This window comes from Bradyrhizobium sp. CCGUVB23 (assembly GCF_024199885.1).
Classification (GTDB): Bacteria; Pseudomonadota; Alphaproteobacteria; order Rhizobiales; family Xanthobacteraceae; genus Bradyrhizobium.
Genome location: NZ_JANADQ010000002.1, coordinates 139244 through 150684, shown reverse-complemented (window position 1 = coordinate 150684; position 11441 = coordinate 139244). Strand labels below are relative to the sequence as shown.

Annotated in this window: 8 protein-coding genes and 5 pseudogenes; 3 read left to right on the top strand and 10 right to left on the bottom strand. The window is 61.2% G+C overall.

All coding sequences use genetic code 11. The annotated features are described in order from the left end of the window. Positions 1-8: 8 nt before the first annotated feature. Positions 9-392, bottom strand: a pseudogene (locus NLN62_RS48740) (transposase); the annotation flags it as partial. Between the two features lie 89 nt (positions 393-481). Between NLN62_RS48740 and NLN62_RS48735 the strand changes: the two are divergent. Then, a pseudogene (locus NLN62_RS48735) lies at positions 482-637 on the top strand (transposase); the annotation flags it as partial. Between the two features lie 102 nt (positions 638-739). Here NLN62_RS48735 and NLN62_RS48730 read toward each other — a convergent pair. The 9 genes and pseudogenes from NLN62_RS48730 to NLN62_RS48690 form a co-directional block, all read right to left on the bottom strand. Continuing rightward, a complete protein-coding gene (locus NLN62_RS48730; RefSeq protein ID WP_254113966.1) occupies positions 740-2353 on the bottom strand; it encodes an IS66 family transposase in 1614 nt (537 codons plus the stop codon). A 72-nt stretch (positions 2354-2425) separates the two neighbouring features. Further along, a complete protein-coding gene (gene tnpB / locus NLN62_RS48725; RefSeq protein ID WP_371933181.1) occupies positions 2426-2749 on the bottom strand; it encodes an IS66 family insertion sequence element accessory protein TnpB in 324 nt (107 codons plus the stop codon). A gap of 26 nt (positions 2750-2775) precedes the next feature. Next, positions 2776-3192: a transposase gene (locus NLN62_RS53780; RefSeq protein WP_371933156.1), complete on the bottom strand. Its 417-nt coding sequence runs from the start codon at positions 3190-3192 to the stop codon at positions 2776-2778. Positions 3193-3280: 88 nt separating this feature from the next. Beyond that, positions 3281-4114, bottom strand: a pseudogene (locus NLN62_RS48715) (IS256 family transposase); the annotation flags it as partial. A 404-nt stretch (positions 4115-4518) separates the two neighbouring features. Beyond that, positions 4519-5682, bottom strand: a complete 1164-nt coding sequence (locus NLN62_RS48710; protein WP_254113964.1) for an IS110 family transposase — start codon at positions 5680-5682, stop codon at positions 4519-4521. Between the two features lie 201 nt (positions 5683-5883). Then, positions 5884-6984, bottom strand: a complete 1101-nt coding sequence (locus NLN62_RS48705) for a hypothetical protein (RefSeq protein ID WP_254113963.1) — start codon at positions 6982-6984, stop codon at positions 5884-5886. A 68-nt stretch (positions 6985-7052) separates the two neighbouring features. Continuing rightward, positions 7053-8123 (bottom strand): annotated as a pseudogene (locus tag NLN62_RS48700) (nucleotidyl transferase AbiEii/AbiGii toxin family protein). After that, positions 8104-8843, bottom strand: a pseudogene (locus tag NLN62_RS48695) (DUF6088 family protein). Before NLN62_RS48695 ends, NLN62_RS48700 begins: the two co-directional pseudogenes overlap by 20 nt. Positions 8844-9514: 671 nt before the next feature. Continuing rightward, positions 9515-10270 (bottom strand): outer membrane protein, encoded by a 756-nt coding sequence (locus NLN62_RS48690; RefSeq protein ID WP_254113962.1) that lies wholly within the window; start codon positions 10268-10270, stop codon positions 9515-9517. 498 nt (positions 10271-10768) lie between these two features. On the opposite strand from NLN62_RS48690, the gene NLN62_RS48685 reads away from it, so the two are divergent. Together NLN62_RS48685 and NLN62_RS48680 are read left to right on the top strand one after the other, a co-directional pair. Next, entirely contained in the window at positions 10769-11170 is a 402-nt protein-coding gene (locus tag NLN62_RS48685) for a hypothetical protein (protein ID WP_254113961.1), read from the top strand. Continuing rightward, on the top strand, positions 11163-11384 hold the full coding sequence (locus NLN62_RS48680; protein WP_254113960.1) for a hypothetical protein: 222 nt from the start codon (positions 11163-11165) through the stop codon (positions 11382-11384). The genes NLN62_RS48685 and NLN62_RS48680 overlap by 8 nt, the downstream gene beginning before the upstream one ends. Positions 11385-11441 lie beyond the last annotated feature (57 nt).

The window sequence follows — 11441 nt, the reverse complement described above, 5'->3', positions numbered from 1 at the left end:
CGGCCTGATCAGGCGGCGTGGCTTTCAGCGGTCGGAATGACCTCGATGCCGTCAGTAAACTTTACACCGGCGATGACCTTCGGCAACTGATTTGTTCCTTTCAGTCGGCGCCAGGTCTTCGATGCGGCGTCGATCAACTTGAACACCATCAGCTTGGCGGTTTTCGGCGAGAGCGATCCTTTCGTTCGCACCGTCCGGTGCCGCACCGTGGCGAACACGCTCTCGATCGGATTCGAGGTGCGCAGATGAACCCAATGCTCGGCAGGGAAGTCGAAGAACGCGAGCAGCGCCTCACGATCCTTGATCAAGCACTCGACCGCAGGTCCGTATTTGGCACGGTATTTCTCGACGAAGGTGTCGATCGCGGTTTCGGCTTTCGCCCGGCTCGGCGCCAGATAGTAAGCGGCGTGTCTCCCGCACCTTGTTGCTGTTGAGCAGATCGGCAAAATGAGTTCCGTCTTGAAGAGGACGGTTTGCATAGATGATCGAGCGTGTTGTCGACGCATCGCAGCTACGAGTCCGGCGGCGCTGGAGCGACGAGGTCAAGAGACGGATTGTCTCGGAATCCTTTGTGCCGGGCGCGATCGTCTCGGACGTCGCGCGGCGCCACGATCTGTCGCCGCAGCATTTGTCGGCCTGGCGCAAGGCGGTGCGCGACGGGTTGTTGAAGCTGCCGGAACGCACGGAGCCAGTGGCGACGAGGCCTGCTGGAGCGGTCGCGATCCAGGAAGCGAGTTCATCAAGCGGCGAGGCTGTTGGCGCCGTTAGCTCGCTCGGCGGCCCACGCCCAGGGCATGAGTTCGTCCAGGCGCGATGCCGGCCAGAGGTTGACGAGTCTGGTGAGGACGTCGGTCAGATAGGCCTGCGGCTCGACGCCGCAGAGCTTGCAGGTCTCGATCAGCGAAGCAATGCAGGCCCAGTTCTCCGCGCCCTCATCATGCCCCGCGAACAGCGCATTCTTGCGGTTAAGGATAAGAGGACGGATGCTTCGTTCGACGATATTATTGTCGAGCTCGATGTGGCCGTCGTCGAGGAACCGCGTCAGGCCAACCCAGTGGTTCAAGGCGTAACGGATGTGCTCGGCGATTGTCGCTTTGCCCGAGACGCGGGTGAGTTGTTGCTCGAACCAGGCCTTGAGCGCCACTACCTGCGGCTTGCTGCGCTCCTGGCGGACGGCACGGCGCTCGTCGGCGCTGCGGCCTTTGATCGACTTCTCGATGGCATAGAGAGCGGCGATACGCTCGAGCGCTTCACTCGCGATCGGGGCAGGACCGTCCTGGACAACGTCGAAGAAGCGCCGCCGCAGATGAGCCCAGCAGAAGGCGAGCGTGATCGCCGCGTCAGGCGCGGTGTCGGCAACGGTCTTGTAGACGGTATAGCCGTCGCATTGCACGATGCCGCGATAACCGTCGAGCAGCTTGAGCGCGTGGACGGCGCCGCGACCAGGCGCATAGGTGTAGGCCACTGCGGGCGGGTCGGCCCCGCCCCATGGCCGATCGTCGCGTGCGATCGCCCAGAAGAAGCCCTTCTTGGTGCGGCCGCGGCCGGGGTCGAGCACCGGCGCTGTGGTCTCGTCGACCGCGATCTTGCTCGCGGTCAGAATGGTCTCGCGCAGCCTGAGCCAGAGCGGACGAAGCTCCGCGGCCGCATAGCCGACCCAGAACGCCAGAACCGAGCGCTTGATATCGATACCCTGCGCCAGCAGCATCTGGGCCTGCCGATAGAGCGGCAGGTGCCAGGCATATTTGGCGACCAGAACATGGGCGACCATCGCCTCGGTCGGCAAGCCGCCCTTGATCAGCCGCTCTGGTGCCGGCGCCTGAACCACGCCATCCGTGCAGGCCCGGCAGGCATATTTGGGACGATGGGTGACGATCACGCGGAACTGCGCCGGGACGACGTCGAGCCGCCGTGAGGTCTCCTCGCCGATCACATGCAGAGGCGCGCGGCAGCACGGACAGCAGGTCACTTCCGGGGCAATCGTGACGTCGATATGCGGTAGATGGGCCGGAAGCGCACCACGGCTGGCACGGCGCCGTTCAGCACGCTGGCGTGCGCCTGCCGTGTCCTTCCTGTCCTGAGCCGCCTCGTCGCTGGCAATGGCCTGCTCGATGTCCTCGATCGCCAGCTGCAATTGCTCAGGATCGAGCTTCTCCGAGCGGCGACCAAACTGCGCGCGTTGCAGCTGGCGCAAGAGATGCTGAAGCCGATCCATTTGCGACACCGCATGGTCGCGTTCGACGATCGCAGCGTCGCACTTTGCGATCGCCGCGTCGCGCTCCGCGCGTGCCGCCGCAACCAGCGCCTGCAGCGCCTCGATATCGGTCGGAAGTTGATCCGTGGTCTCGCTCACGCCCGGTACTCAAGCTGATTCGCGGGCCGTTGTGGAATATTGTGGCCGACCTGATTCGATTGGTCACAGGGTTTATGAGGTTGCGGTCGGCTGAGCAATGTCGCGGGCATGCAGGCGCGACCAATCCAGACCGTCCATCAGCGCGGCGAGCTGTGAGGCAGACAAACGCATCACGCCATCGCTGATCGGCGGCCAGCGGAACGCGCTATGCTCCAGCCGCTTCCACAGCAGCACGAGCCCGGACCCGTCCCAGGCAAAAATCTTCAAACGGTCCGCTCGCTTTGAACGGAAGACGAAGATCGTTCCCGCGAATGGATCATGGTGGAGTTGCTCGCGCACCAGCGCGGCGAGACCATCGGCACCTTTACGGAAGTCGACCGGCCGCGTCGCGACCATGATCTTCACGCCCGCCGAAGCCGCGATCATGTTGTCGCCCTCACGGCCCGCAGCACATCGCGCAGCCAGGCCGGATCGACCCCGGCCGCTGCGCGAACCACCGCATCACCAATCTCGATGCTGATCGTTGTCGCGTTCCGCGTTGCCGCTTCCGCGGCCGCCCCAGCGGCGGGGTGCAGCTCCGATACCACCGGAACGAAGAATGGCGCATCTTCCGCCGGCAAGCTCAGCAGACCGGCACGCGCCGCCTTGCGCCAAACGAAGAGGTGTTGCGGCGCGAGGCCGTGCCGGCGCGCCACCTCGGACGCAACAGCGCCCGGCACATACGACTCCGCCACGATCCTTCCCTTGACCGCGTCGCTCCACCGCCGCCGACGCCCCGCTCCGACCTGGATATCCACCCGGCCCCGTGGCTCCGAAGCGTCGACCATATCGTCAACCATATATGCGAACCTAACTGTATATGACGGCTCGCATGTTGCCGATCAGCTCACGCCAAACAAGGTGCGGAAGACACGCCGCTTACGCCAGATAGACGTTCCGCAGATCGTTCTTCATCGCGCGCTGCACGGATTTGGCGACCTTGTCGAGCACGTTGCTGACTTTGTGGCACCAGCACCGCTGGTGGCGCGTGCCAGGGAAGACCTCATCAAGGGCCTTCCAGAACCCCAGCGCGCCGTCACCGACCGCCACTTGGGGAGCGATCCGCAGGCCGCGCTGCTTCACATCGATCAAGAGCTCACGCCAACTCTGGGCGCTCTCGCGGGCGCCGACCTGGAAGCCGACCAATTCCTTGCGGCCCTCCGGCGTCGCGCCGACCAGCACCAGGATACATTCGCTGTGATCCTCCATCCGGGCCTGCAAATAAACCCCATCGGCCCACAGATAGACGTAGCGCCGCGCCGACAGGTCACGTCGCTGCCAACGCTCGTACTCGGCCTGCCAGTCGGCCGTCAGGCGTGCAATCACCGACGGCGACAGGTTCGGCGCGTCCTTGCCGAGCAGCGCCGACAGCGCCTCCTGGAAGTCGCCGGTCGAGATGCCGCGCAGGTAAAGGATCGGCAGCAGGGCATCCAGGCTCTTCGTCCGCCGCGCCCACAGCGGCAGGATCGCCGAGCTGAAGCGGATCCGATCGGCTGAGCTGGCGCCGCGGTCTCTCACCTTGGGCCGGGCGACCTCGATTGCGCCGATCCCCGTGGCAGCCTTGCGCGTAGGGCCATGGCCGTGCCGGACCACACGGGCGCGGCCACCCGGCAGCTTCAGCTCCGCCGTCGTCTCCAGAAACGCCTGCAGTTCGATTTCGACCGCCCTGGCGAGCAGATCACGGGCTCCATTGCGCAGGATTTCTGTCAGTGGATCGTCAACCGCCGACCGCTGACGGAAGGGGAGAATCTTGGTAGTCTCGTTCATGGCGTATCGCTCTCCTTGAGGTTCTGGCAGGCTCGACACCCGCCTCACATGGGGGCGCGCCGTGTCAAGATCATTCATCGCAAAGCATGAGCAATTCTCCAAAACGGCATTCAAGTTCTGAGCCCGATTGCGTGACGCGGCTGGTTTGCCGAGCCTGGTCAACCTCACATTCGGTCGCCGCTCATTGCGGCTGCACCAATATCCCGCTTGCGCGCGGGCGGGGCTCAGGGTGGCGAAACCACTCTCGAAAAACGGCATTTCGCCAGAGGCGGGTACGGTTCGCCGACCTGAATCCGCCAAGACAGATCGAGTCCTGGTAGATTTCTAGAAGAAGTTGATGTTTGAGCTGCAGCCGATGTTTACTTGTTCTTCAGGACGGCGCCTTCGATAATGATGCCCGCAGTTACATACTTCCAGAGTGCAACGAGTAGCTTGCGCGCGAGCGCTACAATCGTAGACCTCTTCAAGCGACCGCCATTGCGCCGAACACGTTCGTTGAACCACTGAGCCAACGCGGAATTAGGCTGATGTCGTAGCCACAGCCAAGCCATTTGGATCATTGTCGTCCGTAGCCTTGGGTTACCCGCTTTCGATACCCCTTGCTCGTGATCAATTGATCCGCTCTGCCAAGGCGTCGGCGTCAACCCCGCGTAAGCGGCAACTTGACGACGATTGTCAAAATGGCGAAACAACCCTTCAGACCACAAAACGGCGGCGAACTCGGTGCCGACGCCCTTGAGGTCGAGCAGCATCGCGACAGGTTCCGGCGTTGCTGCAGCAGATTGTGCCGCAGCGATGAGCGCATCGCGCTCGTCCTCAACCGCTTTGATCTGTTTTAGCAAGAGCTCGAGCCGATCGATCTCCCGGCAGAGCTGCGCCTTCATATGCGCTGGCAGCATACGTCCATCGCCAGTTTGCAGATCGGCAAGCCGCTGTCGTCGATCCTTGCGCAGCGGCTCATAATTGGCGATCCCCTGCGAGAATAATAGACCTTTGATGCGATTGACGTGTGCGATACGTTCGATGATCAGAGCCTTGCGCTCGCGAGTGATCCTGCGTCTGTCCTCTTCCTCAGGCAAAGGAACTCGCGCCATGGAGCACACGCGCGGCTCTCCTCGCTTGTATGCCATTAGGGTCCGCAACAACGCCTCCCCATCGATACGATCGGTCTTTGCTCGCCTGGATCGGCGCGACGTCGCAATTGAGGCCGGATCCACGACGTGACTTTCAATAGCTTCCTTCTCAAGGACCCGGTGAATCCAGAAGCCGTCCAGGCCGGCCTCTTGAATGGCCACGATCGGATAGGCTTGTCCGGTCCTGGCACGACTTTTCTCGCGCAGCTTCGAAAATAACGCGAACAATCCCGAAACGTCGCCAGCCGACATCGAATATTTTGACATCTTCTCGCCGCTTCCCGGCGACAACGACGTGATCAACCAGGTCGAGCGACTGAGCTCCAAGGAAACGAAAATTGCGCTAAGATCAGTGCGGATGGTAGTCGGTTGTTCGGATCGTGCGGCCATAAGCATGGTCCCTCAGCATGTGTGTTATTGGCAACCACATTCTGCACCAAAAATGCCGGCTACCATCCACCCATGGGATCTCGATACGCCGCCTCTCTCAACCCGTCATCACCCAGTTTCGGCCATAGCTCTCTTGCTGAGCTCGGCAGGTGCTACGATCTGACGGTCACAATATGAGCTCCGTAGTCGGAGTATGTCGCGTCAAAATCCGTAGGGCCGTTCGGCCCAGCGCAGTAACACACGCGCATCTCGATCCGGCAATCGCACGCGCTCGTCGCGGAGTCCCTTTGCGATCGCTTGACCGACCTCCGGCTCAACTCGGTTGCCATGAGTCATCAAGAAGAACCAACCAAATGGGACGCCGACCTCTCGGTCGATGGTTTCAACGCGATCCATCAGGATATGAACCGAGGCCTCGCCGGCGCTGAGCTTCTCTTCCGGCAGATGCAGCGGGCGCGTTACGAATCCGATCTCGCGCGTGCCTTTATCGTCGTAGTCGTAAATGTCGAGCGCCCAGTGCGCGTAGACGCGCCGGACCGAGGCGCTCGATTCTTCCCAATCCTGGAAGAAACGATTCTCCCGCGGCACAAACTCGAACCAGTCCGGCACCAAGTCAAGAAACGGCGTCTCGGTCGTTCCCTCGCGTGTCACTTCACGCACTACACGGCGTTCCATCTCTGGCCGTTGCGCCTCGCGTTTCTCTCGCTCGAGGCGGGCACGCCGCGTCAGGAAGCTCCGGACATGGACGACGCTGCTGCCAGCGCGCCCAAGCATCCGATAGAGCGGACCGGTGATGACCTTGTCGTCGGACATATCTTCGTGCGTGATCCATGACGGATCGAGTAATTCCTCCTTGCCCCAAGGGCGGCACGTCGGATTGACGATCGGCCCGGCGCGCCATTCGACTTCTCGGCCGAGACGGATTTGCACATAGTCGGCCGCGCCAGAGCCGGTCGGCGCGAAGGCGTACACACTGTTGCCGTGCCATTCGGAGATCTGAAGATCGCTCTCGCGCAATCGCATCCAGAGTGCGCCGATGTCATCGGCGTGCTTGGCAAGCTCCGCTTCCATCCACGGCCGGTATTCTGCGATCCGAGTTCCGTCGGCGGCGATCACCGAGCGCGTGTCGCGCCAATATTGGTCGTCGATGGTCGCCGTCGAAAACAGAAATCCCGGAAACGCTTCTGTAAGCGCGGGCGCCAATGCCGCTTCATCAGCGCCGACCGGAAGACGCGCGAGAACCACCTCGATCGAGGCGGGATCGGGCAGTCGGACTGGGATGTTCTCCGGAGCTTCACCCATAGCGTGATCCTATCATGGTGGCCTGTCGAGTCCTGTTCGTTTTTCTCGCGACCTCTCTATGTGTTGGGCTATGCGTCAGCTGCGGCATTCAGGTGCTGCTCGAGGGCCTCGATGCTCGCCATGACGTCCGCAAAGGTGGGCGGCGTGCCGAAGATCATCGCCGACATCCGCTCATAGTCGGCGGCCAGCTTGGCCCGCATGTCCGCGGTCACAAGGCGATAACTGCCTGGCATCGCACGATCGTAGCGATGAACCGGCGCTCGAAACATCAGCTCTTTATGCTGCCGACAGGCCTCCGCAAGATCGCGCATTGACGCCGTGGCGACACCATAGTCCGAATGCGTCCATATCTGATGAACGTCGTAATAGTGGCGCGAGTAGCGATTGAGGTCCGGCACCGGACGGTCGGACTTGCCTTCGGCAGTTCGCTTCTCGGTCATTTCGGTCATGGCGTGCAGGATCAGCACCTTCTCCCAAAAGGTCCGCTCGGGTTTGACCATCTCCTCTGGCATTTCCGAAGCGATGTAGGAAAAGATCTCACGGGGCTCTGCGGGCTCGGGATCGGGACGCGCCCCCCTTCGATGCGGACCGCCGCTTGCACATAGGCGTCGCCAGAGTCGAAGACGCTCTTGTAGCCGACCACAAGAATGTCGAGTGCTTCCTTGTTGCGATAGGCGTCGAAGCCGAAGCCAAGTGAGAAATGTCCTGGCTGTTCAGCAGCGGCTTCGACGGCCACGATCTCCTTCGCCAGTTCCTCCTTGAGTGGACCGGAGATATATTGCCGCGCGGCCTTGTCGACTTTCTCGGCGAGTGTGCGCTGCTGCTGATTCACAGAGGGGAGGGCGGCGATCTCGGCTTCCAGCGGGACATGCAAATCGGCCTTGTAGATGCCGATGTCGATATCCTCGGAGAAGCGACGGATCAGTCCATACGCCTTGCTGAGGCTTGTGCCGCCCTTGAAATATAGACCGATCGGATCGTCGCTTCGCCGGTTGAACAGGAAGCCGAGCACCCAGCAAACATAGAGATTCTTCTCGACATTCTGAGCCTGTGTCTTCAGAGCCGCGGCAACCGTCTCGAAGAGGGTGCTGGCGCTCGTCGACGCTCGAGCGCAGGATTTCAATGAACGTCTTCTGCATGAGTGCCCTTCGCGCCTGGGACGCTCGACGCGCTTTCGCTTTGATCCTCGGCGAGCCGGCGCGTGATGGTCTCGACCAGCGGATACATCCACGCTGGAACCGCATGGATGTTGTCGCGCAGATCCTGCGCGACCTTTTCCCGGTTCGGATCCCGCGATAGGTGCCGGACGATTCCGTTCACGGCCGCATCGAGGCTCGATCGTTCATCCCGAAACCACGCCAGGGCCTGGACCACGCGCATGGCGGGACGACCGGCCCAAAATGCGGTCTTGGCCGAAATGCGCTTGAAGTCGAGCGTATAGATGACCGGCTTCGTTACCTTTGGATGCCGGCACTTGCCTCGATCTCGATCGTGCGCGGATAGGTATCGGCATAGATCGTCGACCGTGCCGGTACTGCCGTCGTCAGCCCGAGGTCGTTCGCGGCCGTCATGCCGTCGACCAGCACGCGCAGCTTGTCGCGTCGGGCGATGGCATCGATGAACGAGGCGCGGGTCGGAAACACCATCTTGCCGGTCAGCTTGCTGAGGCTCAGCTTGTCATAGAGACCGCGATAGGGCCGGCGGATGTCACCTCGCAGGGTCAGCCGCTGTAGCGCCTTCTCGACGGCGTTCAGTGTCCCAATGTCGAGAAAATCGGCGCGCGACCACACGCCGGCCGGCGCCGCCTTGGCAATCCGGTTATGGATGCGATCGAGAGTGTCGGACGTCGGGTCGGGCATGGGCCACCGCGTTCCGTCCGAAGATTATATATAGATATTGGTCAGTAGCAATTGGGGGAACCCTTACTGACCGAAATTTATATCTAAACGTTGGTCAGTAGCGTCCAGTAGTCCTCATTTTCTCCCGAAAGCACCCGTTGGCGTGCCAATTCCGGCGAGTGGCGCCGAGCGCGGAACTATTGCTCGGCGGCCCCTCCCTGCCGGTCGGTTATGTCAAACGCACTGCGATCGCCGTTTGATCCGCGCTCAGTCGAGATCAAACGCTCTTGGCGGCTGGGGCTGCTCTTGCTCACGCGGCTTAGGTGCCCGAGAGTTCTGGCGCATTGTCACGTGCAACTCTAATCCCATCGCGTTCAGAACGTTCAAGGCCGTACTACTGAAATTCGGATGCTTCTCTCGCCCGCGAACGCGCTATAAAGGCTTGTCCTTTCGATGCCAGCGCGGCGCGCGAGGTCTGCAACGTTGTGCTGCCGGGCGGCGACCTCAGGGCTGACAAATCTCGGCAATGTCGCCGGTCTCGAATGCAATGATGCGTTCCGCAATCGCTCGGCGGTTCATCCGACAAGATGATCTTGCTGGATTGCTTCGCAGTCTTTTCAGACATGCGCTTTCCGACAAATAGGCCGGGCAAACATGCCCGGCCCATTGTGCTGACAACGTCGAGAAGAAGATCAGTATTTCGCCGCGACCGGAACGCCATAGCCGCCGAAGCGGTAGTTAAACCGCACAGTGACCATATCAACGTCCTGGCTGATCCGGTCGTTGAGTACGGCCGCAAGGCGCGGATCTGTTACGGAGAAGGAGTTATTCGCGTGTCCCATCCACAGATGGTCGTATTCAATTCCGGCCGACCAGTTCGGTGCGAAGCCATACTCCCAGCCCACACCCAGGGCGCCGCCCCAGCGCGTGTTGTCTGCCGAGACCAGACCGACCCCGGTGGTGTTGTCGAAAATAAAGAGGCGGTTGCTGGTCACGGCCGCGCCGCCCTTCACGTAAAACAGTGAGGCGTTCCATGCCCAGCCGAGTTGGCCGGTGAAGAGACCAATGCCGTCGGTTTTCACAGTGGTTGAGAGCGTCGGGTTGAACAGGCTGACGCGCGTGTTGCTGAGATCGGCCCAATCACCTTGTGCTTCCAATCCGAACACAAACTGGTTGGTTTGCCAGCGATATCCGATTTGCCCGCCGACAACGCCTCCTGAACGATCCCGGCAACCGCTTGCGACTGTTCCTGCGAGCGTGACGAAATCCACGCAATTGTGGCTTTGGCCCCATCCGCCGTTGGCACCGATGTAGAAGCCAGTCCAATCATAGATCGGCGCAACCACCGGGGGCGGCGCTTTGACGTAGGGTCTAGCAGACAGATCAGCCGCCGATGCAGGGGCGGCCATGCCCAGCGCGAGCACGGTGCCCAGCAAAATCTTTTTCATTATCGTTGCTCCATCTCGTCGTTTCGACTGAAACGACCGCCATACTTGCTTCGAGATCTTTCCGGCATCCCAAGTCGAGATTAATCGATTTGATGGAGATGCGATGTAGCACGGTGGCAACACTTGGATTTTCAATTTTGGATGGAAAACGGACGCAAGGTGAGCATTGATCCGTCCACGATCAAACAGATGAAAGCTGGACGGCACGGAGCCGCTAGCCATTGCCACCTTAAGATTGGTCGCGCGTCCGCTATGCGATCTTCCTAGGTCTACCGTGAAGGCTTTGCTTGTCCGAGTTCGATCCCAGCCGATTTTAACGAGATTTTTGAACTGGTATTGTTTCCAACAATATCTCCCGATAGCGACCAAATTTCACCGCGCAGCCAAAGGACAAGATGGGCCATTAAGCGACATCGCAGGTTTGGCCTGATGAGCAAGGAGCCAGCCGACTGAGGCGGCCCTAAGGCGCGCGACGCGGTCCTGCGCGACGGCATCCGGGTGCTGGTCATCGATCCCTGGAATGAGATCGAGCACGCGCGGGACCGCGAGGAGTCGACACACGAGTACATCGGCCGCGCCATCCGCATGCTGAAGCGGTTCGGTCGTCGGCACGAGGTCGCCGTGATCGTGCTCGCCCATCCGACGAAGGACGTTTACGAGCGCGGCAAGCTGCGGACGGCGACGCTGTATGACATCGACGGCTCGGCGCATCGGTTCAACAAGCCGGACCATGGGCTGGTGATCGAGCGCGATCCCGTGAAGGCCGAGATCACTGTGCACATCTCGAAGGTCCGCTTCGAGCAGACCGGCTATCGGGGCGCGATCCGCATGCGGTTCGACCCCGAAACGCAGCAGTTCGATCAACTTCGGGAAATTCAGGGGCAGCTGACCTATGAGTGACATGCTGCTGATCCGGCGCGAGCCGATGAAGTTCAATCCGCTGGAAGACATGGTGATGGATGACGAGGCTCCCTCCATCTGGGACGGGCCCCACGTTGGCAAGCGCCTGTCCGAGGCGATGCAGACCCTGCGCCTGCTGCCGATGCCTGGCGTCTGTGGCTATCCATCACGTCCATTTAGGATTTTCGGCAGGCAGCACGAAGGCAGATCGTAGCCAGCTCAAGGGTCTCCTCCGCTCCAAGTTCGGACCATTGGAGCCGCATTCCTGTCC